The organism is Nocardia acididurans (assembly GCF_016741815.1).
GTDB classification, from domain to species: domain Bacteria; phylum Actinomycetota; class Actinomycetes; order Mycobacteriales; family Mycobacteriaceae; genus Nocardia; species Nocardia acididurans.
Genome location: NZ_JAERRJ010000002.1, coordinates 765,332 through 790,977, shown reverse-complemented (window position 1 = coordinate 790,977; position 25,646 = coordinate 765,332). Strand labels below are relative to the sequence as shown.

The following is a 25,646-nucleotide window of genomic DNA, read 5'->3' as shown; positions in this document are numbered from 1 at the left end:
CGTCTAATGGGACCGGGCCGCACGCGCGGCCGGGCGCGTCGTTCGCCGGCACCACCGGTGGACGATCAAGGGCAGGAACGTCGAAGGAGCAGCGGACGTGACGACAGCCGGTGGTGCGGGCCAGCGGATCGAAACCGCCGCGCAAACATTGTGGGAAGCGCCCGATGTGGCGACCGACAGCGCGGAACTCGGTCCGACCGGGCGACCGCTGCGGGATATTCCGGAGCCGCCGCAGCCCGATCGCACGGGTGACGCGCTGATCGTGGCCATGTGCAATCAGAAGGGCGGGGTGGGCAAGACCACCTCGACCATCAATCTCGGTGCGGCGCTGGCGGAATACGGGCGCAGGGTGCTGCTGGTGGATCTGGATCCGCAGGGCGCGCTGTCGGCGGGTCTCGGTGTGGCGCACCACGATCTCGATATGACCGTGCACAACCTGCTCACCAGCAATGGCAAGGTCGGCGTCGACGATGTGCTGATCAACACCAAGGTCGACGGAATGGACCTGCTGCCCAGCAATATCGACCTGTCGGCGGCGGAGATCCAGCTGGTCAACGAGGTCGGCCGGGAGCAGACCCTGGGCCGTGCGCTAGCGCCCCTACGCAGCCGCTACGACTACATCCTCATCGACTGCCAGCCGTCGCTGGGCCTGCTCACCGTGAACGCGCTCGCCTGTGCGGACGGTGTCATCATTCCCATGGAGTGCGAATACTTTTCACTGCGCGGCCTGGCCCTGCTCAACGACACCGTCGAGAAGGTGCGGGACCGCCTGAACCCCGCTCTCACCCTGTACGGCATCGTTGTCACCATGTTCGATGCCCGTCTGCTGCATTCGCGTCAGGTCATGACGCGCGTGGTCGAGGTGTTCGGCGACCTCGTGTACGACACCGTCATCGCGCGAACCGTCCGCTTCCCGGACGCCTCCGTCGCGGGTGAGCCCATCACCACCTGGGCGCCGAAATCCGGTGGCGCGGAAGCCTATCGGGCCATGGCGCGGGAAGTCATCCACCGGTCGGGCCGTTGAGCGATTCCCCCGAGCAGGCGCCCGAGCACGACCCGGCGGGCGCGAATTCCGGCGCGCCGGGAGGCCGCGCCACCCCTCCGCCGTGGAGCGGCATCATCGGCGACATCGCGGGCGCCGCGTACCCCGCGGCTCCCCGGACGAGCATCATCGATGGCGACGAGGTCCTCGACGCTGACGAATCGCTGGGCGACGCGGCCGATTCGCAGGACAGCGCCGCGCCGAATTCGGTGGTGGCGGACATGGTGGCCGCTGGGGCTGCGCCGAGTGCGGCTGCGGCGGCGGATGATTCCGACAAAGCGGGCAAGTTTCATTTGCGGCTGGCGAATTTCGAGGGTCCTTTCGACCTGCTGCTGCAGCTGATCAGTTCGCGCCGCCTCGATGTCACCGAGATCGCCCTGCACAAGGTGACCGACGAATTCATCGCCTACACCAAGGCTTTGACAGCGAGCCTGTCCGACGAACAGGGCCTGCGCGCCGACAAGATCCTCGACCAGACCACCGAATTCCTGGTCGTCGCAGCCACTCTGCTGGACTTGAAGGCCGCACGGCTGCTCCCCTCCGGCGAGGTCACCGACGAGGAGGATCTGGAACTCCTCGAGGCCCGCGACCTGCTGTTCGCGCGCCTGCTCCAGTATCGCGCCTTCAAACAGGTCGCCGAACTCCTCGGCGAACTCGAAGCCGCCGCCCTGCAGCGCTATCCGCGCGCGGTTTCCCTGGAAGATCGCTACCTGGAACTGTTGCCCGAGGTTACGCTGGGAGTTGATGCAGCAGGCTTCGCCCAGGTCGCCGCCGCTGCCTTCCGGCCCCGTCCCACACCCCGGGTCGGGCTGGATCACATTCACCAGCACGCCATTTCGGTGGCCGAACAGGCCGCCCTGGTCCTGGAGATGCTGAAGAGTCGCGGCGCCGGTGGCTGGACGACCTTCAAAGAACTGATCGCCGACTGCGAAACCCCGGTTCAGATCGTCGCCCGCTTCCTGGCCCTGCTCGAGCTGTATCGCGGCAAGACGATCGAATTCGATCAGCCCGACCCCCTGGGCCCGCTGTCGGTGAGCTGGATCGGGGAGCTGGCGGACCAACCGGCCGACGCGCCGATAACCATCGAGGAGGATTACGGTGAGTGAGGCGGACCACGACGTGCACGACGATGCGCAGGGTCCCGCCGACCCCACGCCCGCCTCCGTCGACCCTGCCACCCCCGACCTCGCCGGTGCGGGAGCTGTGGTGGTGGAAGAGGTCGCGGCCCTCCCGGAGAACTCCCTCGCCGATGTGGTCGCGGGGGATGAGAGCTTGGTCACCGAAGGTGCGGAGGCAGCGGGCTCGGGTGACGCCGCCGACGATGAGAGTTCGCTCACCGAGGAGGACGAGCTCGAGGAGCTGAGCGAGGAGGAATTCCGCTCGGCGCTCGAGGCGATGCTGCTCGTGGTGGACGCCCCCGCGCCGGCGGAGATGCTGGCGTCGGCGTTGAATTCGCATCCGATCCAGGTGGAGACGGCGCTGCGGGAGATATCGGCGGAGTTGACCGCGCGGCGCAGCGGGATGGATCTGCGGTTCGTGGGGGACGGGTGGCGGTATTACACGCGCACGGAATACGCGCCCTATGTGGAACGTATGCTTTTGGATGGCGCACGTTCGAAGCTCACTCGCGCCGCTTTGGAAACCCTGGCGGTGATCGCCTATCGTCAACCGGTTACCCGAGCACGTGTGAGTGCGGTGCGCGGAGTGAATGTGGATGGCGTGATCAGAACCCTGCTGGCGCGGGGGCTGATCGCGGAGGCCGGAACGGACCCGGAGACCAACGGCACTTTGTACTCCACGACCGAACTGTTCCTGGAACGGATCGGTCTTGCGTCACTGTCGGATCTACCGGCGTTGGCGCCGCTGCTCCCGGGCGTCGACCTGATCGACGAGATCAACGAGAGCCTGGACACGGACCCCAGGTACACCAGGCTGAAAAAGCCGGCCGAGGCCACAATCGACCTCGGCACCGAGGATTGAAACTAGGACAACGTGAATACACCCGCTCGCCGAGATGGCACACCGGAACGTAGACAACGTGGAGGCGAACCGTCCAGCGGTTCGCGCCCCGCCCGCGGCCGGACCGACAGGTCCGATCGAGCCCGCGGCGGCAACTCGTATGGGGGATCGCGCGACAACGCCGATTCGTACGGCTCGCGCGGCGGCGCTGGAGCCTACGGCGGCTCGCGCGGCTCCGACAATTACGGCGGCTCGCGCGGTGGAAGCTCGCGCGGCGGCTCCGATTCGTATGGTTCGCGCGGCAACTCCGGCTCGTACGGTTCGCGCGGCTCGGATTCCCGTGACGGCGGGCGCGGCGGCGGCTCCCGGGGCGGCTCCCGGGGCGGCTCGGGATCGTACGGCGGTTCGCGCGGCTCGGATTCGCGCGGCGGCTCTGATTCCTACGGCGGTTCGCGCGGTGGCGCGGGCTCGCGCGGCGGGTCGGGCTCCTTCGGCGGTTCGCGCGGCGGGTCGGGCTCCTTCGGCGGTTCGCGTGGCAACGCGGGCGGTCGCGGCGGGGCGCCGTCCCGCGGTGGCAGCGGCTCGCGTGGCGGCTCCGATTTCGGTTCGCGCGGTGGAGATTTCGGCTCGCGCGGTGGTTCGGATTCGTACGGTTCGCGTGGCGGCTCGCGCGGTGGTTCCGACTCGCGTGGACAGGGTCGCGGTGCGGCCGGTGGCCGTACCGGTGATTCGCGAAACACGCAGGGCCGCACCGGATATGGTCCCGATCGCGCCGGTTTCGGGCACGACCGCAATGCCGATCGCGGCCGGATCGGCGGTGGCCGTCCGTTCGCGGCGACCACGTCGCCCAAGGCCAAGAAGCAGCAGCCGAAGCCGGATCGCAGTGCCCCCGCGTCGGTGCTGCTGAGCAATGCCAAGCCCGCGCGTCGCCAGAACGTCGAGGTCCCCGAGAACAAGGAGCTGAAGAAGCTCCCCTGGGGCGAGGGTGAGCGCTTGCAGAAGGTGCTCGCCAAGGCCGGTGTGGCGTCGCGCCGCGCGGCCGAGGAGATGATCGATTCCGGCCGCATCGAGGTCGACGGCGTGATCGTGCGTGAGCAGGGCCTGCGCATCGACCCGGAGACCGCGGTCATCCGCGTCGACGGCGTGCGTGTCGTCGTCCGCGACGAGCAGGTCTACCTGGCGCTGAACAAGCCCAAGGGCTGGCAGTCCACCATGTCCGACGAGATGGGCCGCCCCTGCGTGGGCGATATCGTCGCGGAACGGGTCACCGCCGGTCAGCGTCTGTTCCACGTCGGCCGTCTGGACGCCGACACCGAGGGCCTGCTGCTGCTCACCAATGACGGCGAGCTGGCGCACCGCCTCATGCACCCCTCCTACGAGGTCTCCAAGACCTACCTGGCCACCGTCAACGGCGAGGTCGACTACCGCGTCGTCGGCAAGCAGCTGCGCGACGGCATCGAGCTGGAGGACGGCCCCGCGAAGGTCGACAAGTTCGTGGTGCTCGAGGTCGGCAATGGCAAGTCGCTGGTGAAGGTGGTCCTGCACGAGGGCCGCAAGCACATCGTGCGCCGCCTGCTGGCGGGTGTCGGTCACCCGGTGACCGCGCTGGTTCGGACTCATATCGGCTCGATCGCACTGGGCGATCAGCGGCCGGGCACGCTGCGTGCGCTGGGCCGTGACGAAATCGGGAAGCTTTACGAGGCGGTGTCGTTGTGAACGGTGTGGGAAGTCTGATCGACGCGACCGGCGCGCTGACCGGCAGTGCGTCGCTGGTCGTCGCCATGGACGGCCCGTCGGGCACCGGCAAGTCGAGTGTGTCGCGCCTGTTGGCGACCCGTCTCGAGGCCCGCTATCTCGATACCGGCGCGATGTACCGGGTGGCGACGCTGCGTGTGCTGCGCAGCGGCGTGGACCTGGACGACGCGGCCGCGATCGTGGTGGCGGTGAAGGAGCTGCCGTTGACCATCGGCACCGATCCGAGCCGGGAGGTCATCCTGCTCGACGGTGAGGATGTGTCCTCGGAGATCCGCGGCAACGAGGTCACCAAGGCGGTGTCCGCGGTGTCGGCCGTGCCGGAGGTGCGTGACCAGTTGGTCGCGCTGCAGCGTGATATCGCCGCGACCTCGGGCCGGATCGTGGTGGAGGGCCGGGATATCGGCACGGTGGTGTTGACCGACGCCGATGTGAAGATCTACCTGACCGCGTCCGCGGAGGCGCGCGCTGCGCGTCGCAATGCCCAGAACATCGCCGAGGGCCGGGGCGACGACTATCAGGCGGTGCTGGCCGATGTGCAGCGCCGCGACAACCTCGATTCCACGCGCAAGGTGTCCCCGCTGCGTCCCGCCGAGGACGCGATCCTGGTGGACACCAGCGACCTGAACAAGGACGAGGTCATCGACGAGCTGTACCGGGTTGTGGCACAGCAGATTTCGGCAGGAGGCGGGCAGTGACGGACACCTTCGCAGGTGACGGCATCTGGAGCGACGAAACCGATTGGGAGATCGCCGAATTCGAGGGTGAGCAGGATGCCGAGCATGTGGCGATGCCCACGCTGGCCATCGTCGGCCGCCCGAATGTCGGCAAATCCACTCTGGTGAACCGGATTCTGGGCCGCCGCGAAGCGGTGGTCGAGGACATCCCGGGCGTGACCCGCGACCGCATCTCCTATGAGGCCACCTGGGCCGGTCGCCGCTTCCTGGTGCAGGACACCGGCGGCTGGGAGCCCGACGCCAAGGGGCTGCAGCAGTCGGTGGCCCGGCAGGCCGAGGTCGCCATGCGCACCGCGGACGCCATTCTGGTGGTCGTGGACGCGACCGTCGGCGCGACCTCCACCGATGAAGCGGTGGCAAAGGTGTTGCGCCGCTCCAAGACTCCGGTGATCCTGGTCGCCAACAAGGTCGACAACCAGAAGCTCGAGGCCGATGCCGCCGAGCTGTGGTCGCTGGGTCTCGGCGAGCCGCGCCTGGTGTCGGCCGCGCACGGCCGTGGTACCGGTGACCTGCTCGACGATGTGCTCGCGGTGCTGCCCGAAACCCCGCGTGAGGATTCGGGCCTGCACGGCGGCCCGCGCCGGGTGGCGCTGGTCGGCAAGCCGAATGTCGGCAAGTCCAGCCTGATCAACAAGCTGTCGGGTGAGGAGCGCTCGGTCGTCCACAATGTGGCGGGCACGACTGTCGACCCGGTCGACTCGCTGGTCGAATTGGGCGGCAAGCCTTGGAAGTTCGTCGATACCGCCGGTCTGCGCCGCAAGGTCGGCAATGCCAGCGGCCACGAGTTCTACGCCTCGCTGCGCACCAAGTCGGCCATCGAGGCCGCCGAGGTGGCGGTCATGCTCATCGACGCCTCCGAGCCGATCACCGAGCAGGACCTGCGCGTGATCAGCATGGTCGCCGAAACCGGCCGCGCCCTCGTGATCGCCTACAACAAGTGGGATCTGGTCGACGAGGACCGCCGCGAAATGCTGGAGCGCGAGATCGACCGCGAAATGGTCCAGGTCCGCTGGGCACAGCGCGTCAACATCTCCGCCCACACCGGCCGCGCCGTCCAAAAGCTCGTCCCCGCAATGGAAACCGCCCTGGAATCCTGGGACAAGCGCATCTCCACCGGCCGCCTGAACAACTGGCTCAAAGAGGTCATCGCCGCCACCCCGCCCCCCATGCGCGGCGGCCGCCTCCCCCGAGTCCTGTTCGCCACCCAGGCGTCCACCCGCCCGCCGACGTTCGTCCTCTTCACCACCGGCTTCCTCGAGGCAGGCTACCGCCGCTTCATCGAGCGAAAGCTGCGCGAGGAGTTCAACTTCGACGGCTCCCCGGTCCGCGTCAACGTGCGCGTCCGCGAGAAGCGGGACCGCAAGAAGTAAATCGGTCACCACAAAGGCCCGAGCCGACACGGTCGGCTCGGGCCCGCTGGCTTCCGGACCGCTGCAATGGCTCCCGAACCCGCGGGGTGATCAAGAGAATCGAGTCTTCCCTCGCCCGGTGAGTGCATTCGACGAGCGCAGTGCGCTCGAGCACCCGGATTCCTTTTCCGACAGTGAGCACCGCAGCGGATTCGCTCTTCGTCTTACCGAGATCACCAGGCTCGCTGCGGCATTGGCTGCCGCCGATTGTGACGATCAGGTTCGCGATCAGGCGCTGAAGGTGCTGCTGTGCCTGGTTCACAGTGACTATGCGGGCGGCGGTATCGGCTCCTACGCGCACGCGCCGCAAGGGCAGTGACTGGAAGACGATGTATATCGATTTCGTCGATGACAGCGAGCCGCAGGGGGCCGGGCTCGGGATGGGGCTGGGTGTTCAGGCGGGCGGGCCCGCCGATTTCGTGGTCGAGAGTGCGCGGGGGTTTCTCGGGGATCTGAGGGTGACCGATCCTCGGGAGATTTGCGGTGTTCCGTTCGGTCGTCGAGCCCGCTGACCACCGAATAGCCATCGAATAGCGGTTGTGGGCGGGGGGATCGGCGTACCGTTTTCTGGAATCCGCCGATCCTAGGGGGCGCAATGCTGTGCGCTGGTGAAGTATTCGCTGAGTACGTCATCGAGCGGTGGTTGGGCAGTGGGGGGATGGGGGAGGTGTATCTGGCGCGGCATCCGCGGTTGGCGCGGGTTGTTGCGGTGAAGGTGCTGAGCCGGGAGTTCGGGGCGGATGCGGGGGTGCGGTCCTGGTTCGAGCAGGAGGCCGATCGGGTCGCGCCGCTGGATCATCCGAATATCGTGCCGGTGGTGGATCGGGGGGTGGAGGGGGATCGGCTGTGGATTGCGGCGCAGTTCATCGAGGGGGTGGATGCGTCGACGGTGGATTGCACGGTGCTGCCGCCCGCCGGGGCGGTGCATATTGTCAGTGAGGCGGCGAAGGCGCTCGATTACGCGCATTCGATGGGGGTGCTGCACTGGGATGTGAAGCCGGCCAACATCATGCTGGCCCGGCCCTCGCCCGGGTACGGGGCGCGAATCATGGTGGCCGACTTCGGTATCGGGCGATTGCGCGGCGGTACCGAGGATCTGACCCGCGCCGGTGCGCCCACGGTGAGTGTGGCGTTCGCGTCGCCGGAGCAGTTGTCGAGTGGGCGGGCCGATCGGCGGTCGGATCAGTATTCGCTGGCGTGCACGCTGTTCTGGCTGCTGTGCGGGTCGACCCCGTTCGAGTCGGAGAACGCGGCCGAGATCGTCGCCGGGCATCTGCGGCTGCCGCCCCCGTCCGCGCATGAGCGGCGGGCGACAGTGCCGCGGGCGCTCGACGCGGTGCTGGCGCGCGCCATGGCCAAGAATCCGGACGAGAGATTCACCTCCTGTGCGGAATTCGCTGATACGGCGACGCGGGCATTGCTGTCGGCCGGTTTCACCGCGCCTCCGCGTCCGGGAGCCGACGGCGTGAAGAAAGGTGTGCCGCAGTCGAATTCCGCGCGCAAGCCGAGAGCGCGAGGGAGCGCCGCCCGGTCCTCGGCACGGCAGGGGCGGTGGGACCGGCGCAAGGCCGGGGTGATCGGGGTGGTGGTGACACTCACCGCTGTCCTCGGAATCGTCTGGCTGACAAGGGGTTCCGAGTCACCGGATACGGCGGCCCCGCGCACGTCCACCGCGCCGTCGAACAGCGCCACCTCCGCCCCCGCGACCGAGGTGGCGGCGGCATACGGCGGTTTCCAGCCGCTCGCGCAGCTCGACGGGCAGGGCAATGTGATCACCGGGGCTACTCCCGGCCCGTATCCGCCACTCGTCTCCGGCGCGACCTGCGCACCCGCGACGATCGCCATGGCCGGTGCGCTGTCCGGCACGGATGAAGCCCTGGGCCGCAACGTATTCGGTGGCCTGCGTCTCGCCGTAGAACATTTCGCGAAGGCGAATCCGGCCTGCCCCGTGACGATCCGGGAGTTCGACACCACCGGTTCGGCGGAGGTCGCGGCACAGCTTGTCCCGCAGATCATTCAGGACACGTCGATCGTGGCGCTGATCGGCCCGGTCTTCTCGGCGGAGACGGCGTCCGCCGGCGCGTATCTCTCCGAGGCGGGCTTGCCGTTCCTGACCCCGTCGGCGAGCAATCCGGCGCTGTCCCAATCGGGTTGGCGGGGATTCTTCCGCGGCCTGGCGGGATACAACGCCCAGGCCCCGGCCGTGAGCGGCTATCTGACCGGAACCGTCGGCTACCACCGCGTCTGCGTACTGTCCGACGACACCGAGTACGGTCTCTCGCTCGCCTCCGCGGTGACAGCCGGATTGGCCTCGGCCGCAGACGTTTCCTGCTCGGCCACCATCCCGCTCGGCGCGGACTCTGCCACCGCGATAGCGAACATCTCGGCCTCCGCGCCCGACGCGGTCTACTACAGCGGCTCCTACACCGAGGCTGCTCCGCTGTTGCTGGCCCTGCGCCGAGCGGGTGTCACGGCCCCCTTCTTCTCCGGTGACGGCGCGCACGACCCGGCCTTCGCCACCGCCGTCGGCGCGGCGGGCCGCGATTCGATCCTCTCCTGCCCCTGCGCCCCGATCCCGTCCGCGTTCCGCGGCGACTACGAAGCCCTGCTCGCCCGTCCCCCCGGCGTCTACTCGGTCGAGGCCTACGACCTGGCCACCATCGTGCTGAGCGGCATCGCGTCCGGCCATGCCACCCGCCCGGACCTGCTCGCCTATCTCCAGCGCTATCGAGGTGAGGGCTTGGCGCGCCCCTACTCCTGGACCGAGACCGGTGAGCTCACCGATCCCCGAATCTGGCTGTATCGCGTCGGATGACCCGGCGCGTCGCGCCCGGGTCCGGTTCGGGCCGTCGATCCCCTGCCGGTGGGTACGGCGCGGTGTACCGTTCGAGACGTTGCGGAATCCCGAGGGGGCTCGATGCTGCGTCCGGGTGATGTCTTCGCCGGTTATGTCATCGAACGGCGACTCGGTGGCGGCGGGATGGGCGAGGTCTATCTGGCCCGTCATCCCCGCCTGCCCCGCTTGGTCGCGGTGAAATTGCTGGGCCGCGATTTCCTGGCCGACAATGAGGTCCGTGCCCGCTTCGAACGCGAGGCCGAACTCGTCGCCCGGTTGGATCATCCGAATATCGTGTCGGTCTTCGACCGCGGTGTCGACGACGACCGCCTGTGGATTTCGATGCAGTACATCGACGGCGCGGACGCCTCCACCCTGGCGCGCGCCGCCCTGCCCCCGGAGCGCGCGGTATGGGTCATCGCCGAGGTGGCGAAAGCCCTCGACTACGCCCATGCGATGGGCGTCCTGCACCGCGACGTCAAACCCGCCAACATCATGCTCGCCCGCCCCGCCCCCGGCTACGGTGAGCGAATCCTGCTGGCGGACTTCGGCATCGGCCGCATGCGCGGCGACACCAACCAGCTCACCAGAACCGGCTCCCTCACCGTCACCCTGGCCTACGCCTCCCCGGAGCAACTCTCGGCAGCTCCGCTGGACCACCGCTCCGACCAGTACTCCCTGGCCTGCACCCTGTTCTGGCTGCTCTGCGGTTCCAGCCCCTTCGAATCCGGCGACGCCGCAGCGGTCATCGCCGGCCACCTCTACCGCCCACCCCCGCCGGTGAGCGCGCGCCGCCCCGGTCTGCCGCACGCCATGGACGCGGTGCTGGCCCGCGCCCTGGCCAAACTCCCCGCCGACAGATTCACCTCGTGCACGGAGTTCGTCGATGCCGTACGAGGATCGCTCGCCCCTCCCGAACCAGCTCCGCCGCACCCTGTTTCGCCGCACCGGCCCGAAGACGCCCCCACCTTGGTCACCCCCGGACCATCCCCGGCAGAGGATGCCCCGACACAGCGGACCTCACCACCACCGCGTGCCGAGAATGCGCCGCCGCTGGGGGATCTGGTACCGACCAGCGCTGAAAACCCACTGCCGCAGCGGAATTCGGTCCCGGCCGACAGCGCCGAAGGCACGCAGATTCCGGGGGCTGCGGGGCGTCGGCGCGGCCGGCTCATCGCGCTCGCCGTGGGTCTGGTGGTGGTGCTCGCCGTGACTGTCGGGATCGTCTGGGCGATAAGGGATTCCGCTTCCTCCGATCGGGCCGGTGATTCCGGTGCCGCGGGCGGCAGTGCGGCATTGACGATGCTGGGCATGCAGGCGCTGCGGCAGATCGATGGGCAGGGGAGGATCAATTACTCCTGGCCGTCCGGTGTGTATCCGCCGATGACCTCGGGCGCCGCGTGTGCCCCGCTGACCATCGCGGTGGCGGGGCCGATGTCGGGTGCGGACGCGACGCTGGGCAGCAATGTGCTCAATGGCGCGAATCTGGCGGTCGGCCAATTCAACGAACGCAATCCCGAATGTCAGATCACCGTGCGGGAATTCGACACCCAGGGTGATCCGGCGGTGGCCGCACAGGTGATCCCGGCACTGGTGGTCGATCCCTCGGTGGTGGCGCTGATCGGCCCGGTGTTCACGGCGGAGACGCAGGCCGTCGGGCAGGTGCTCAGCGATGCCGGGCTGCCATTTCTGACGCCGTCCGCGACGGGCGGTGATCTCGCGCGCAGCGGCTGGCGCACCTACTTCCAGGGCGTGGCGAACGGTGACGGGCAGGGCGTCGCGCTGGGCCGTTTCGTGGGCACCGCCGAGGGCCGTACCCGGGTGTGCGTGATATCCGATGCCTCGGAGTACGGCGTCCGGCTGGCCGGTGAGGTCACCACCGGCCTGGGTGCGGCCGTGCTGCAGGACTGCGCGATGTCCGGTGTCGGCGAGCAGAATGCGACCGCGGCGGCGTCCACCGTGGCCGGGGTGCGGCCGGACGCGATCGTCTACACCGGCGTGTACACCGAAGCCGCCGCCCTGCTCCGGCAGTTGCACGACGCCGGTGTGAGCGTGCCGCTCTACACCGGCGAGGGCGGCACCCATACCGATTTCGTCTCCGACTCCACGGCGTCGGGCGTGACGGTATCGTGCATGTGCGGCCCCGCCCCCGCGCAGTTCCGCTCCGACTATCAAACGCTCACCGGCTCCGAGGTCGGCGCGTACTCGGTCGAAGGCTACGACCTGACCGCCATCGTGTTGCGCGCCATCGCATCCGGACCGATCACGCGGGCCGATCTGGTGACGCAGTTGCAGTCCTATACCGGTGACGGCCTGGCTCGCACCTACCACTGGACGGCCACCGGCGAACTCGCCGATCAGCGCTACTGGATCTACCGTATCCCGTAGCGGCACACCGCTATTCGCGGCTGAATCGGGCGATGAAGACTTCGTATCCGTCCAGTAGCCGGTCGAGGAAGAAGCCGAAATCGGCCTTCTCCCAGTCGATGTCCTCGCTCTCGAAGGCGCGGTGGGCCATGGCGCTGTGCACGGCGGGGAAGCGTTCGGGGTCGACGACCTGCAGCAGGATGGCCTGGTAGTCGACTTCCTCGGATTGTTTGGCGGTGTCGCGGCGGAAACGCATGCGGCCGATGACGGAGAGCGAAACGTTCACGATCAGTTGGAGTTTCACCGGTTCGGGGATGGGGATGCCGGCGAAGGCGGACATGCCGGTTTCCAGCCAGGCCATATTGTTGGGGCCCAGCGGGGGTGAGGTCATGGGGATGTCGAGCCACCATTCGTGGGCGCGGATGGCGTGGTATTCGCCCCAGGCCCAGGCTTCCAGGGCGGTGCGCCATCCGGCGTCGGCGGGCAGTTCCGGGGGTCCGCCGATGACGCGGTCGAGCAGCAGTTCCACGAGGGTGTCCTTGCTGTCGACGTACCGGTAGAGCGACATGGTGGTGAAGCCCAGGTGTTTGGCGACGCGGGCCATGGACAGCGCGGTGTAGCCCTCGGTGTCGCCGATGGCGGTGGCGGCGTCGAGGATCTGGTCGAGGGACAGGCCGCGTTTGGGACCGCGGGTGCCCGTGCCGGTGCGGTCCCACAGCAGTTCCACCGTTTTGGGGAGTGGGGCCCGGTCGGGCGTGTGCATGTGGCCTCCTGTCGTCGGTTTCTCCTGACATCTTGCGCCATCCCTGAAACTGTGTAGCCTATAAACGGTAAGTGTATCTCATACACAGTTTCTCGATCGGGGTTCCCATGACGACTCGACTCCGGCCCGCCATCGAAGTGACCGGGCTGACCAAATCCTTCGGAGACCAGCAGGTATTGCGCGGCATCGACGCGACCGTGCCCGCCGGAACCGTCTTCGCGCTGCTGGGCCCGAACGGCGCGGGCAAGACCACCATGGTCCGCATCCTGTCCACGCTGGGCCGCCCGGATGGGGGAGAAGTCCGCGTCGGCGGCCTCGACCCGGTGCGTGAACCGGACGCCGTACGCGCCGTCATCGGTGTGACAGGCCAGAATTCCGCCGTGGACGGCATCCTCACCGGCGCGGAGAACCTGCGCCTGGTAGGCCGTCTGCTTCATCTGGGCGAGGCCGAAACCGACAGGCGCACAGCGGAATTGCTCGAACAGTTCGACCTGGTCGACGCCGCCCGCAAGCGCGTCGACGCCTATTCCGGCGGTATGCGCCGCCGCCTGGACCTGGCCATGAGCCTCATGGGCAATCCGCGCATCGTCTTCCTGGACGAGCCGACCACCGGCCTCGACCCGCGCAGCCGCCGCGAATTGTGGGCGGTGATCAGGACTTTGGTCGCCGGCGGTGTCACCGTCTTCCTCACCACCCAGTACCTGGAGGAGGCCGATCAGCTCGCCGACCGCATCGCCGTCCTCGACGGCGGGCGCATCGTCGCCGAGGGTACGGCCGAGGAGCTCAAACGTCTGGTCCCCGGCGGCCACATCCAGCTGCGTTTCGCCGATCAGCGGGGTTTCGCCGCCGCCGTGCAGGCCGTCACGGTGGCCGATGCCGACCCCGAACAGCTTGTCCTGCACGTCCCTTCGGACGGCAGTGTCGGTGACATCCGCAAACTCCTGGACCGCCTCGACGACCGGGATATCACCATCGACCAATTGGACATCCACACACCGGATCTCGACGACGTCTTCTTCGCCCTGACCGGTAACGCCCCGAAAGGTGTACAGCTGTGAGCACTCTGGTTCGCGGTGCCCAGGATTCGGCCGCCATGGTGGGCCGCAGCCTCCGGCACAGTCTGCGCAGCCCGGACATCATGGTCCTGTCGATCGTGGTGCCGGTGATGATCCTGCTCATGTTCACCTACGTCTTCGGCGGCGCGATGAATGTCGGCGGCGACTTCCTCGACTACGTGGTGCCCGGAATCATCCTGCTGTGCGCGGGATTCGGCTCGGCCGGCGCCGCGGTGAGCGTGGCGACGGATATGCACAACGGCATCATCGACCGCTTCCGCACCATGTCGGTCTCGCGCACCTCGGTGCTTGCCGGACATGTGCTGGAGAGCCTGCTGCGCAATCTGCTCACCACCGGCCTGGTCATTCTGATCGCGGTCGCCCTGGGCTTCCGCCCGACGGCCGACCCGATTCGCTGGCTGGGCGTGGTCGGCGTCCTCTCGGCGTTCATCCTGGCGCTGTCCTGGCTGGCCGCCGCCATCGGTCTGCTGGTGCGAAACCCGGAGGCCGCCAATGGTTTCACCTTCTTCTTCATGTTCCTGCCGTATGTGAGCAGCGCGTTCGTCCCGCTGCACACCCTGCCCGGCTGGTTGCGCGGTTTCGCCGAGCATCAGCCCTCGACGCCGATTGCGGAGAGTGTGCGCGGCCTGCTCACGGAGCAGCCCATCGGCAACAATGCCGTCATCGCCCTGACCTGGTGTGCGGGAATCGGATTGGCGGGTTACCTGGTGGCGGGCGAGCTCTACCGGCGTCGCGGCCTCCATTGACATCGCGCTACGCCGATATGCGCATCTAGGCATGTTTGTCCGGTATGTCGTGAAATAGCGAGCCATCCTAGGTCGGCCCCGGCGAATTCGCCGGGGCCGCAATGCCATTGTTGGCTAGCCCACACTCGCTGCCAAGCAAGTGCTTGGGTTGCTAACGTCGAAAGGGCAGGAGGACGGTGACGGGCATCGGTCGTCGAGGATCGAGAAACGCTCGCACGCACTACAGGGATCGCGGTGTCACGCGATTATCGGGGCTATCAATGGGGATTCGGCCTGGGGCTATTCGGTTCTGCCGAGCGTGATTCGGCAGCTGTATGTGTTTGCCGCGCCCGTCACCGGCAAAGCAATGAACACAGGACGGCTCATGACTGAAACGATGCGTACCCCAGACCCGAACCACCCGCTGCTGCCACTGGCGCGGGCGTACACGAACTACTTCACTCCGGAAGTCAGTGGCCTGCACAATCTTCCGGCTTCGGGGCCCGCACTGGTCATCGGCAATCACTCGTCGATCTACTGGGCGCCGGAGGTGTGGATCACCTTCATGGCCATGCTGGAGCGCCGCCCGGACGAACCCACCTTCGGTGTCGCGCACGAAATCCTTTTGCGCGCACCGCTTCTCGGTGACAGTCTGCGCCAGTTCGGCGTGATCGCGGCCTCGCAGGAGGCGGCGAGCGCGGGCTTGAAGGACGGCGGCGCGGTGATGGTGTACCCCGGCGGCGACTGGGAGGCCTGCCGCCCCTGGACCGACCGCGACAAGATCGACTTCGCGGGCCGCAAGGGCTTCATCCGGTTGGCGCTCAAACTGGGTGTGCCGGTGATCCCGGCCGTCGCCAACGGCGGCCACGACTCCATCTTCATCGTCAGCCGCGGCGAGCGCACCGCGCGCCTGCTGCAGCTGGACAAGCTGTTCCGCGCCAAGGTGTTTCCGTACACGGTGGGCCTGCCCTTCGGCGTGGCCCCGATCCTGCCGCAGATCCCGCTGCCCGCCTCGGTGCACGTGAGTTTCCTGCCGGCGCTGGAGTGGTCGACGCAGGTCGGCGATCCGGACGACAGTGACCTGGTGGACTCGCTCTACGACCAGACCGTGACGACCATGCAGGCCGAGCTGGACCGGCTGCGCGCCGAGGATCCGAATCCGGTGGCCACCGGAATCAAGAAGCACGTGGCCGGATTGCCCGGTCCGCTGTCGGGTCTGGCGAATCTGCTGTAATCGCGCATGATGGACGCGGAGCGACTCTCGGGAGCAGTGGGCCCGGGAGTCGCTCCCCGGATGTGAGAACCACGCGCGCGCCGCTCACCTGCGGTCTGCTGGTTGGACGCTAGCGTTGTTCTACATGAGTGAGGGCAATCCGTTCCCGGACGCACGCGCCGCCGAGCCCGTGCATCCGCTCGAGGAACAGCGACTGCAAGCCTGGAGCAACTATCTGAAGGCAAGCGCGGGCATCGCCGACAGCCGGATCCAGGCCAACCTCACCGGCTGGAAACGCTGGCTGCACCACCTGCCGGGGGCCTCGATCGACAAGGCCACCGCGCGCCGTGACGCCCTGCGCCGGGAGCTCGGGCAGTACGGGGTGGGCGCGGAGGACCGCGTGTGGGGCGTGCTGTCCGGCGGGCGGGTGCGCAGCCTGGGCCACTCGGTCTGCCTGGAGGTGACGCTCGGCGACCTGGCGCAGGAGTACGAATCCGTGGATCAGCACTGGGCCCGGCTGCTCCAGCGCATCGCGCTGCACACCGAGGAGATCCGCCCGCTGGCCGCCCTGGGCGATCGGGCGGTGGTCACCGACCTCATCGAACAGGTGACGGCGGCCCTGCGGATCGCCCCCGACGAGGCCGCGCGCCTGCGGCTGATCGATCACCTGCCCGGCGCGCTGCGCCCGATCCCCGCCGACATCACCACCCTGCGCCGCGGCGACACCCTGGTCGAGGTCGTCTTCGACATCTACGCCGACACCGTCAAACTCGACAACATCACGGTGAATCCCGAACTGCGCGGGACAGGTTTGGGCAGCGCCGTTTTGCAGCACCTGTGCCGTTCGGCGGACGCGCACCACCTCTACATCGTCGGCCAGCTGGTGCCGACCTACCGCGACGACGATTCGGCGGTGCCGCGCCTGGCCGAATGGTGCCGACGGCACGGTTTCGCGGTCAACGAGCGGCTGGGCGGCCGGATCGCGCGCAGCCCGGCCAGCGTTCCCGCATAGCGGCGCAACGGTATTCGCGGTGCGGGTCGGGCCGACCGCGCGCGGTCAGGTCCATTTCCAGTCGGCGACCACCGGAATGTCCTCGCCGTGTTCACGGGTCCAGGCGCGGGCCTGCCAGCGGGCGTCCACCATTTCCTGACGCAGTCCGGCGGCCTTCTCGCGCAGCGCGGGCACCCGGTCGATGACATCCATGACCAGGTGGTACCGGTCCAGATCGTTGAGCATCACCATGTCGAAAGGCGTTGTGGTGGTGCCCTTCTCCTTGTATCCGCGGACATGCAGCCCGTCGTGGTTGGTGCGCCGGTAGGTGAGCCGGTGCACCAGCCACGGATATCCGTGGAAGGCGAACACGACCGGCCGATCCCGGGTGAACAGGGTGTCGAACTCGCGATCGGGCAGCCCGTGCGGATGCTCGTCCTGCGGCAGCAGCCGCATGAGGTCGATCACGTTCACCACGCGCACCCGCAGATCGGGCAGGCGCTCCCGGAGAATCGCCGCCGCCGCAAGGGTTTCCAGGGTCGGTACGTCACCCGCGCAGGCGAGCACGACATCGGGTGACTCGCCCTCCGCGTCCCCGTTGCCGGCCCAGGTCCAGATGCCGATGCCGCGGGCGCAGTGCACGGCGGCCTGCTCGACGGTCAGCCAGCTCTCCTGCGGTTGTTTGCCCGCCACAACGACATTCACGTAGTGGCGGGATCGCAGGCAGTGATCGTAGGTGGACAGCAGCGTATTGGCGTCCGGTGGCAGATACACCCGCACGATCCGCGGGCTCTTGTTGAGCACCACATCCAGGAATCCGGGATCCTGATGCGTGAACCCGTTGTGGTCCTGTCGCCAAACATGGGATGAGAGAAGGTAGTTGAGGCTGGCGATGGGCTGCCGCCACGGTATCTCCGCGCTGGCGTCGAGCCATTTGGCGTGCTGGTTGAACATGGCGTCGACAATGTGGATGAACGCCTCGTAGCAGGTGAAGACGCCGTGCCGCCCGGTGAGCAGATAGCCCTCCAGCAGACCCTGGCACATATGCTCGGACAGCACCTCGATGACGCGGCCGCTGCGATCGAGTTTCACGTCGTACTCGCCGATCTCGGCCTGCCAGTCGCGTCCGGTGACCTCGAGGATGTCCTGGAGCCGGTTGCTGGCCAGCTCGTCCGGGGCGAAGGTGAGGAAGTTGTCCGGGTTGAGCCGGGTGACCTCGCGCAGCCATCCGCCCAGCACCCGCGTCGCCTCGTGCTTGACCGCGCCGGGTGCGCTGACCTCGACGCCGGAGTCGCGCCAGTCGGGCAGGCGCAGATCCCGCAGCAGCGCACCGCCATTGGCCGCCGGGTTCGCGCTCATGCGCCGCGCGCCGGTCGGATTCAGTTCCAGCAGTTCGGGTTTCGGCTGCCCGTTCGCGTCGAAGAGTTCCTCGGGCCGATACGACCGCAGCCACTGCTCGAGCACCACCCGATGCCGGTCGTCGTCGCGCGCCGAGGACAGCGGCACCTGGTGTGCGCGGAAGGTGCCCTCCACCGGATCGCCGTCCACGATGGGCGGGCAGGTCCAGCCCTTCGGGGTGCGCAGAATGATCATGGGCCAGGCGGGCCGGGCCGTGGCACCGTCGTCCCGGGCGGCGCGCTGGATCGCGGCGATGCGGTCCAGACACTCGTCGACGGCCCGAGCCATCTGCTGGTGCACGGCCCCGGGGTCGTTGCCGGTCACCGGAATCGGGTCGTATCCGTATCCGCGTAGCAGGCTCAGCAGTTCCGATTCCGGAATCCGCGCCAGGATGGTCGGATTGGCGATCTTGTACTCATTGAGCGCGAGGATCGGCAGCACCGCCCCGTCGCGTGCGGCATTGAGGAATTTGTTGGCATGCCAGCTACCCGCCAGCGGCCCGGTTTCGGCCTCGCCGTCACCGATCACGCAGAAGACCGTGAGATCCGGATTGTCCAGTGCCGCACCGTAGGCGTGCAGTAGCGAATACCCCAGTTCGCCGCCCTCGTGGAAGGAGCCGGGAGTGTTCGGCGCGCAGTGGCTGGGCACCCCGCCCGGGTAGGAGAACTGCGCGAACAGCTCGCGCATCCCCTCCGCGTCGCGTGGAATATGGCTGTACAGCTCGGAATACGTGCCCTCCAGCCAGGCGCAGGCATTGGGCCCGGGGCCGCCGTGCCCCGGCCCGGCGACGAAGACGGCGTCGAGATCGCGGGCGCGGATGGCGCGATTGGCGTGCACCCACACCAGATTCAGGCCCGGCACGGTGCCGAAGTGCCCGAGCAGTCGCGGTTTGATGTGCTCGGGGCGCAGCGGTTCGCGCACGAGTTCGTTCCGCATGAGGTAGATCTGCCCGACGGACAGATAGTTGGCGGCCCGCCACCAGGCGTCGAGCGCTTCGAGTTCGGCCGTCTCCAGCGGGCCGGGCCGGCGGGTCAGGCGATAGGGGACAGGTGCGACGGTCTCGCCGGTGCCGGAGGTCTCGTTGTCACCCTCGGTGTCGGCCGCGCGGGCCGAGACACCCGGATTCACTGAGCTCGCGCTGCTGGACGACCTCGCGCTGCTGATGGACACGGTGTGCCTTTCACGTCGGGGACGGGCGGCCTACCTCTCCTCGCGATGCTACCGGCGACCATCACCATTGTTACTGGGAATTTGCTGTGGTTCGGGAATACCGTAGAGGGCAGCACTGCTGAGGATTCGGAAAACCGAACCTCACCCCCTACCCCGAGAGGTATGGCCTTGCAGGAGATCACCCTCAACAACGGCACCACGATTCCGCAGCTCGGATTCGGCGTGTGGCAGGTCGAGGACGACCAGGCGTACACCGCTGTGACCACGGCATTCGAGGTCGGCTACCGGCATATCGACACCGCCCGCATCTACGAGAACGAGACCGGTGTCGGCCGTGCCATCCGGGACTCGGGCCTGCCGCGCGGCGAGGTGTTCCTCACCACGAAACTGTGGAACAGCGATCAGGGCTACGACGAGACGCTGCGCGCGTTCGACGCCGGTCTGGAACGCCTGGGCACCGACTACGTCGACCTCTACCTGATCCACTGGCCGACCCCGGCCCGCGACCGCTACCTCGACACCTGGCGGGCGCTGGAGAAGATCAACGCGGACGGTCGCGCCCGCGCCATCGGCGTCTCCAACTTCACCGAGGCCACACTGCGGCGGCTGGTGGACGAGACCGATATCGTCCCCGTGCTCAATCAGATCGAGTTGCACCCGTACTTCCAGCAGCGCGAGATGCGTTCGGTCGCCAAGGATCTGGAGGTCGCCATCGAGGCGTGGAGCCCGCTGGGACAGGGCGGCGCGCTGCTGGCGGAACCGTCGCTGGCCGGTATCGCCGAGCAGTACGGCAAGTCGCCCGCCCAGGTCGTGCTGCGCTGGCATCTGCAGACCGGCAATATCGTCATCCCGAAATCGGTGACCCCGTCCCGTATCGCGGAGAACTTCGACGTCTTCGACTTCGAGCTCAGCGACAACGATCTGACGCTGATCGCCGCCCTCGACAATCCGGCCGGCCGGATCGGCCCGGATCCGGAGACCTTCAACCTGGCCTGATCCGCCCGGGAACCTCAGCGTCGGGGTGCGGTGAGCGCGGCGACCATGCGGCTCAACGCATTCGGAGTGAGTTCGTCCCGCCCGACGCTGGGGTTCCCGTAGTTGAACGTTCCGTCGGCCACCAGGTCCGGCAGGCGCGGCTCGTCCAGCCGTTCGGCGGCGAAGTCGTAGAGCGCGCCGAGTTTCGGCAGGATCAGGCCGTAGTCGATGATCCGCGCGACCGGGCCCTCGCCGTCGAGTAGCTGCCGAATCTGGGTGTCGCGCAGCGGATATCGCGGCGGGAACACATCACGCAGGTCCAGGAACATGCCGACGGCGTAGCCGCGCGGGTCGGCGATGCGCCGCCCCAGCCAGGCCAGCCGGCCCAGCGCCAGGGGCGGCCGTTCGATGAGCGCCTGGGTGAACAGAACCCGGGCCAGCGTCACGTTCATCATGAATCGCTCGGGGGCGGACTCGGATTCGGCCAGCCCGGGGTTGTCCAGATAGCCGGTGACCACGCTGCGGTTGTGCGCCCGGTACCAGGTGGCGGCGCCGGGCCGGTGCAGGAAGTCGAGCCAGGCCCGGGTGCCGGGGCCGTGCGCGTCGGCGATTCCGGCGTCCCACAGCAGCCGGGCCTCCAGTTTGTCCTGGAGCAGCCGGTCGTTGACCGCGCGCCACCACGCGCTGCCGCTGTCGGGATGCAGGACGCCGCGGTGGATCACCCAGCGCAGGAAGGTGGATTCGGCGCGCCCGTAGGCGTCGAGCCGCGCCGGATAGAACTCCGCCGCGAGCTGCAGCCGCTGCGCCGGATCGCTGCGGGCGGTCGCGATACGGGCCGCCGCGCGCCCGGTGGCCTGCTCGGGTTCCATCGCCGCCCACTGTACCGGCCCCGCGCGCGGGGCCGGCAGTGCCCGCGCCGGTCACGGGGGTTTCGAAAAGGCTCACGCACCTTCGCTTTTGGCGACCAGGGCGGCGGTCGCCTCGGCCTGGATCCGTTCGAACTGCGCGCCCATGGCCTCGGCCAGTGCGGTGGCCGCCGACAGCGGGCGCACCATCACCATGAAATCGTCGATCTTGCCCGCGTCGTCGAAGTGCAGGAAGTCGCAGCCGGTGATGGCCTTGCCCGCCACGGTCGCCTCGAAGATCAGCGCGTGGTCGCGGCCGCCCGGATCGGCGATCTCGCGCACGTAGCGGAAGTCCTCGAACACCCGCAGCACGCCGCGCAGGATCGCCGCGGTGAGCTCCTTGCCCGGGTACGGCTTGAAGGCGACGGGGCTGGTGAACACCACGTTCTCGGCCAGCAGCGCCTCGACGGCGGCGGTGTCGCGGGCTTCCACGGCCTTGCGGAAGGGGTGCATGGACATCCACCTTTCATGGTCAATTTGTTGACTATCCAGATCGAACGGTAGACAGGTGCAGGCGGGTCTGTCCAGGGTTGACTAATCAAATAGTTGAGTACTGCGCTGAATGTTAGGGTGGCCCGCATGGCGTTGCGTGACGCGGTCCTGGCCGCACTCATCGAGGGGGAGGCCTCCGGCTACGACCTGGCCAAGGGCTTCGACGCCTCGGTGGCCAACTTCTGGATGGCGACCCCGCAGCAGCTCTATCGCGAACTCGACCGCATGGCCGAGGAGGGGCTCATCGAAACCCGGGAGGTGCGCCAGCAGCGCCGGCCGACCAAGCGGCTGCACTCGCTGACCCCGGCGGGCTGGGAAGCGTTGCGCGCCTTCACCGCCGCGGAGCCCAAGCCCACCGCCATCCGGGACGAGCTCATGGTGAAGGTGCAGGCGGTGGATGTCGGCGACGGCGCGGCCGTGCGGGCCGCCATCGCCGAGCGCAGACGGTGGGCGGAGGCGAAACTCGCCCGCTACGAACGACTTCGGACACGTCTGCTCGGCGAGCGTTCCGAACAGGCGTACCTGCTCGAGGCCGAGCACGTCGGCCCGTACCTGACGCTGCTGCGTGGAATCGCCTTCGAACAGGAGAACATTCGCTGGGCCGAGTTGGCGCTGGCGGTCATCGAGCGGCGGCTGAGCGGGGCGCGGACCCGACCGCCCGTCAGTTCTTGACGGTGATCCCCAGCGCGGCCGCGAAAGTCGGTGCCAGCGAGAGCAATTGGCGAGGGTTTACCGTCGCCCCCTTCATGCCCTCGACGCCCTCGGCGATATCGATCTCGAGCGCGCCCCGGAAATCGACCTTGGTGAGCCGGGCCCGATTGAGGATCAGGCGGTCGATGGTACTGCCGTCGAAGCTGACCTCGGTCAGCTTGGCGTCACCGAAATCCACATGGCGCAGTACGCAATCGACGAAGCTGACCTGCTGCAGTGTGGCGGTGCGGAAGTTCACCGAATCGAGTTTGCAGCCCTCGAACCGGACCCGGCGCAGATCGGAGCCGCCGAGGTCGAGTCCGGACATGGCGCCGTCGGCGAATTCCGCGTCGCGCCAGGAGGTGTCGCCCGCGTCGGTGCCGATCCAGCGGACGTTGTGCAGCCAGACGTCGTTGAAGTGACTGTGGCGCAGGCTGCCCCGGTCCACGGTGAGGGAGGTGAAGGCCGTTTCGGTGAAGCGGGCCTGCTGCACGATCTCCTCGTCGAGGTGCTGGCCGTCGAAGTGGGCGCAGTCGTACTCGCCGCCGGTGCGGGGGAGGGCTTCGGATCGCTCGAGGTGCCGGGCGTAGGGGAGGTCTGCCAGTTCGCGCGCCATGGTCGTCCACGCTAGAACATGGCGCCGACAGCGATCGGCGTGGGGGCTTTGTCCAAATTGCGTGAAACACACTATTTATTGCGATATTTCGCGGAAATAGCCTCTCGCTATCGAGCCGGTGCGGGCGTAGTGTGTTCTCCGGTCGTCATCCATTCGAGTGTCCGAATTCAGAAGGATCAGGCTGGTGCCATCCAATTCCGGTTATTGCTGGGACAGTTCCGTGCAAAATCAGCTGCCCGGCGCTCCCGCGGGAACTCTGATCGTCAATGCCGACGGCTCCGACGCCGTCATCATCCGCGATATCGACTGCGTGATGATCACCCTCGCGTGCGCCTTCGTGCTGTCGGTCGCCATCGGCCTGATGGTCCTGGTCAGCAATGTCGATTTCGACGACGGGCAGCAGGTGACGCCGAGCGCTCCCGGCAACTGCCAGCCCTTTTGCCCCATCTCCGGCGGCTGAGCCGCCCCACCCCTAGATCAGGCCGTGCGTCCGCGCGCGGGTGATGGCATCGGCGCGCGCCCCCACACCGAGCTTGTGATAAATGCCGCGCAGATGGGTTTTGACGGTATTCACCGATACGCCCATATCGGCGGCAATGCGGTCGGCCGTCAAACCCGAAGGCAGCTGCTGCAATACGCTCATTTCCTTCCCGGTCAGCCGCGGCGCCGCCGCCGACCGGTCGGCGGCCGGGTGTTTTCTGATCTCGTCGGCGAATTCATTGAAATGCCCGAATCTTCCGATGAATTGGTCGAGCAGCGTCACCGCACCCGGCACCTCCAGGAACGGGCGCACGATCCGTTCGGCGAAGCCGTCCTCGAGCGCCCGGCACAGTGATTCGTACGCCTGGCCCGGCCGATGCCGGCGCCGGCAGGCCGAGGCGTGCAGCAGCCGCGCGTACACCGCGGTGACCGCGGACATCCCCTTCTCCGCCCGCAGCAGCGGCTCGAGCAGCTCCAGGGTGGTCGCCGAACGTTCACCGTGCTCGGCCAGCACGGCGGACGCGACCGTCGTCTCCGGCGTGTGACCGAGGACCGACACCGCGTGGTCGGCCAGCCGTCGTGCGGCCCGCGGATTGTGCGCCCGCACCAGCGGCCACATCGCCTGTGCCAGAGCGATTCCCGTGCTCGGATCCGGCGGTGCGGCGTCGAGCCTGCGATACATGTCCAGGCGCAGGGTTTCCGCCGCCGCATAACGGTCGGTCGGGGCGAGCCGGGTGGCGGAGCGGGCCGCGAGCCTGCCCAGTCCGGCGATGTCGGCGAGTACCAGGGCCTGATGCGGCTCACCCTCGCCCGTGGCCGGCGACGGCTCGGCGGCCTGCAGAGCGATATAGGCGTCGATATCCAGATGCCCTGTCGGCGAGGCTGTTTCGGTCATCGTAACGGTCGCGGGCGGCTCGCCCGAGGCCAGTGCGGCATCGACGTCCACCGCGGCGGTGAAGGGTTCGAGCCACCGCGCGGGCACCACCGACGACGCCGTGGGCGTCCGGGTGTGCGCGAGTGCCAGCAGGGTGCGCGTGCGGGAGACATCGGCCCGGTCGATCGCGTCGACCACGCGCAGCAGCATGACGAACGGATCGTCGGCCAGATCGCGGACCTCGGTGAGGCGGGTGAAGAGCGTGCGGCCGTTGCCGTCGAACACCATTCGCGGTCCGTGATCGCGCACGAACGCCGCCGACGGCACCGCTGGGACAGCGGACGAGTGAATCACAGCACCTCCACGAACCACACCTTCATCGAACCGGCAACACACGGGAACGGCCTCTGCCCCGTATTCGCAGCGTATGCCCGAAATTTGCGCAGGCGTGCACATCGGGCCCCGAATCGCCGGATGGATTTCATTCGAAACGAATGAGGCGGCCCCGGCCGCGCCGCCATACCTTCGCGCTCGGCGCACTCGAACGCCAGGTCCAGACGACAAGGAGAGTCATATGGCAGGCACGCTGACCGTGTGGAAGTTCCCGACCGCCACCGGCGCGGACACCGCGATCGACACCCTGCGCGAACTGCAGTCCGAAAACCTGATCGTCATCCACGACGGCGCGGTGGTGAGCTGGCCGGAAGGCGCACCGAAGCCGAAGACCAAGCAGCTCAACAACCTTGCCGGTCCCGGCGCGCTGACCGGCGCGTTCTGGGGTCTGCTGTTCGGCATCCTGTTCTTCATCCCGCTCATCGGCGCGGCACTGGGCGCGGGCCTGGGCGCGCTGACCGGATCGCTCACCGATGTGGGCATCGACGACAAGTTCATCGCGCGGGTGAAGGCGAAGATCACCCCCGGCACCTCGGCACTGTTCGTGCTCACCTCCGACGCCACCATGGATCGGGTGCACGAGCGGTTCGCGGGCCAGCAGGCCGAACTGATCTCGACCAACCTCTCGCACGAGCAGGAGGCGCAGTTGCGCGCGGCCTTCGCCGAGTGAGTTTGTGCAAGTGATCAGGCGGACAGGGGATTTCCTGGGATTCTGCCGGGGTCGCGCCGGGTGAATGAGTGGCAGATTGCTTCTCATTCTCGGCGCGTCCACACCCCGGAGTC

The 25,646-nt window shown here is 68.0% G+C and carries 23 protein-coding genes; 17 read left to right on the top strand and 6 right to left on the bottom strand.

What is annotated here, in order from left to right; all coding sequences use genetic code 11:
- Positions 1 to 127 precede the first annotated feature (127 nt).
- The 9 genes from JK358_RS08040 (at position 128) to JK358_RS39910 (ending at position 12,123) form a co-directional block, all read left to right on the top strand.
- Positions 128 to 1,024, top strand: coding sequence for a ParA family protein (locus JK358_RS08040; RefSeq protein ID WP_307817387.1), 897 nt, complete (start codon positions 128 to 130; stop codon positions 1,022 to 1,024).
- Between the two features lie 239 nt (positions 1,025 to 1,263).
- Positions 1,264 to 2,148, top strand: coding sequence for a segregation and condensation protein A (locus tag JK358_RS08035; protein WP_201945255.1), 885 nt, complete (start codon positions 1,264 to 1,266; stop codon positions 2,146 to 2,148).
- Between the two features lie 166 nt (positions 2,149 to 2,314).
- Entirely contained in the window at positions 2,315 to 3,022 is a 708-nt protein-coding gene (gene scpB / locus JK358_RS08030) for an SMC-Scp complex subunit ScpB (RefSeq protein WP_372440642.1), read from the top strand.
- Between the two features lie 12 nt (positions 3,023 to 3,034).
- Positions 3,035 to 4,717: a pseudouridine synthase gene (locus JK358_RS40595; protein WP_372440635.1), complete on the top strand. Its 1,683-nt coding sequence runs from the start codon at positions 3,035 to 3,037 to the stop codon at positions 4,715 to 4,717.
- Between the two features lie 65 nt (positions 4,718 to 4,782).
- Positions 4,783 to 5,451, top strand: a complete 669-nt coding sequence (gene cmk / locus JK358_RS08020; protein WP_201945252.1) for a (d)CMP kinase — start codon at positions 4,783 to 4,785, stop codon at positions 5,449 to 5,451.
- Positions 5,448 to 6,860 carry a ribosome biogenesis GTPase Der gene (gene der, locus JK358_RS08015; protein WP_201945141.1) on the top strand — a complete coding sequence of 471 codons (1,413 nt, stop codon included), beginning with the start codon at positions 5,448 to 5,450 and terminating at the stop codon, positions 6,858 to 6,860. The genes cmk and der overlap by 4 nt, the downstream gene beginning before the upstream one ends.
- Before the next feature lie 118 nt (positions 6,861 to 6,978).
- A complete protein-coding gene (locus JK358_RS08010; protein ID WP_201945140.1) occupies positions 6,979 to 7,218 on the top strand; it encodes a hypothetical protein in 240 nt (79 codons plus the stop codon).
- A 276-nt stretch (positions 7,219 to 7,494) separates the two neighbouring features.
- Positions 7,495 to 9,714, top strand: coding sequence for a bifunctional serine/threonine-protein kinase/ABC transporter substrate-binding protein (locus JK358_RS08005; RefSeq protein WP_201945139.1), 2,220 nt, complete (start codon positions 7,495 to 7,497; stop codon positions 9,712 to 9,714).
- Between the two features lie 102 nt (positions 9,715 to 9,816).
- Positions 9,817 to 12,123 (top strand): bifunctional serine/threonine-protein kinase/ABC transporter substrate-binding protein, encoded by a 2,307-nt coding sequence (locus tag JK358_RS39910; protein WP_201945138.1) that lies wholly within the window; start codon positions 9,817 to 9,819, stop codon positions 12,121 to 12,123.
- A gap of 10 nt (positions 12,124 to 12,133) precedes the next feature.
- Here the strand turns inward: JK358_RS39910 and JK358_RS07995 are convergent, their stop codons facing one another.
- Positions 12,134 to 12,865 (bottom strand): TetR/AcrR family transcriptional regulator, encoded by a 732-nt coding sequence (locus JK358_RS07995; protein WP_201945137.1) that lies wholly within the window; start codon positions 12,863 to 12,865, stop codon positions 12,134 to 12,136.
- A 107-nt stretch (positions 12,866 to 12,972) separates the two neighbouring features.
- Here JK358_RS07995 and JK358_RS07990 point away from each other — a divergent pair, with 107 nt between their 5' ends.
- The 4 genes from JK358_RS07990 (at position 12,973) to JK358_RS07975 (ending at position 16,891) form a co-directional block, all read left to right on the top strand.
- Positions 12,973 to 13,923: an ATP-binding cassette domain-containing protein gene (locus tag JK358_RS07990; RefSeq protein WP_201945136.1), complete on the top strand. Its 951-nt coding sequence runs from the start codon at positions 12,973 to 12,975 to the stop codon at positions 13,921 to 13,923.
- Between the two features lie 35 nt (positions 13,924 to 13,958).
- Positions 13,959 to 14,687 (top strand): ABC transporter permease, encoded by a 729-nt coding sequence (locus JK358_RS07985; RefSeq protein ID WP_201945251.1) that lies wholly within the window; start codon positions 13,959 to 13,961, stop codon positions 14,685 to 14,687.
- Between the two features lie 364 nt (positions 14,688 to 15,051).
- Positions 15,052 to 15,900: a lysophospholipid acyltransferase family protein gene (locus JK358_RS07980; protein ID WP_201945135.1), complete on the top strand. Its 849-nt coding sequence runs from the start codon at positions 15,052 to 15,054 to the stop codon at positions 15,898 to 15,900.
- A 124-nt stretch (positions 15,901 to 16,024) separates the two neighbouring features.
- Entirely contained in the window at positions 16,025 to 16,891 is an 867-nt protein-coding gene (locus JK358_RS07975; RefSeq protein WP_201945134.1) for a GNAT family N-acetyltransferase, read from the top strand.
- Between the two features lie 45 nt (positions 16,892 to 16,936).
- On the opposite strand, the gene JK358_RS07970 is transcribed toward JK358_RS07975, so the two are convergent.
- Entirely contained in the window at positions 16,937 to 19,303 is a 2,367-nt protein-coding gene (locus JK358_RS07970; protein ID WP_232850998.1) for a phosphoketolase family protein, read from the bottom strand.
- Between the two features lie 312 nt (positions 19,304 to 19,615).
- Between JK358_RS07970 and JK358_RS07965 the strand changes: the two genes are divergently transcribed.
- The gene (locus tag JK358_RS07965; protein ID WP_307817386.1) at positions 19,616 to 20,434 is read left to right on the top strand and encodes an aldo/keto reductase; all 819 of its coding nucleotides are present in this window, start codon (positions 19,616 to 19,618) and stop codon (positions 20,432 to 20,434) included.
- 14 nt (positions 20,435 to 20,448) lie between these two features.
- Here JK358_RS07965 and JK358_RS07960 read toward each other — a convergent pair whose 3' ends face one another.
- Together JK358_RS07960 and JK358_RS07955 are read right to left on the bottom strand one after the other, a co-directional pair.
- Positions 20,449 to 21,282, bottom strand: a complete 834-nt coding sequence (locus JK358_RS07960; RefSeq protein WP_201945131.1) for a hypothetical protein — start codon at positions 21,280 to 21,282, stop codon at positions 20,449 to 20,451.
- Between the two features lie 72 nt (positions 21,283 to 21,354).
- Positions 21,355 to 21,771 carry a nuclear transport factor 2 family protein gene (locus JK358_RS07955; RefSeq protein WP_201945130.1) on the bottom strand — a complete coding sequence of 139 codons (417 nt, stop codon included), beginning with the start codon at positions 21,769 to 21,771 and terminating at the stop codon, positions 21,355 to 21,357.
- 126 nt (positions 21,772 to 21,897) lie between these two features.
- Here JK358_RS07955 and JK358_RS07950 point away from each other — a divergent pair, with 126 nt between their 5' ends.
- Positions 21,898 to 22,482 (top strand): PadR family transcriptional regulator, encoded by a 585-nt coding sequence (locus JK358_RS07950; RefSeq protein WP_201945129.1) that lies wholly within the window; start codon positions 21,898 to 21,900, stop codon positions 22,480 to 22,482.
- On the opposite strand, the gene JK358_RS07945 is transcribed toward JK358_RS07950, so the two are convergent.
- Complete coding sequence (locus JK358_RS07945; RefSeq protein WP_201945128.1) at positions 22,472 to 23,116, bottom strand: pentapeptide repeat-containing protein; 645 nt, start codon at positions 23,114 to 23,116, stop codon at positions 22,472 to 22,474. The two genes, JK358_RS07950 and JK358_RS07945, sit on opposite strands and share 11 nt — an antisense overlap.
- Before the next feature lie 220 nt (positions 23,117 to 23,336).
- Between JK358_RS07945 and JK358_RS07940 the strand changes: the two genes are divergently transcribed.
- The gene (locus JK358_RS07940; protein ID WP_201945127.1) at positions 23,337 to 23,576 is read left to right on the top strand and encodes a hypothetical protein; all 240 of its coding nucleotides are present in this window, start codon (positions 23,337 to 23,339) and stop codon (positions 23,574 to 23,576) included.
- A gap of 12 nt (positions 23,577 to 23,588) precedes the next feature.
- On the opposite strand, the gene JK358_RS40290 is transcribed toward JK358_RS07940, so the two are convergent.
- Positions 23,589 to 24,824 (bottom strand): helix-turn-helix transcriptional regulator, encoded by a 1,236-nt coding sequence (locus JK358_RS40290; RefSeq protein WP_307817373.1) that lies wholly within the window; start codon positions 24,822 to 24,824, stop codon positions 23,589 to 23,591.
- 220 nt (positions 24,825 to 25,044) lie between these two features.
- Between JK358_RS40290 and JK358_RS07930 the strand changes: the two genes are divergently transcribed.
- Positions 25,045 to 25,533 (top strand): DUF1269 domain-containing protein, encoded by a 489-nt coding sequence (locus JK358_RS07930; protein WP_201945126.1) that lies wholly within the window; start codon positions 25,045 to 25,047, stop codon positions 25,531 to 25,533.
- The last annotated feature ends 113 nt before the right edge of the window (positions 25,534 to 25,646 follow it).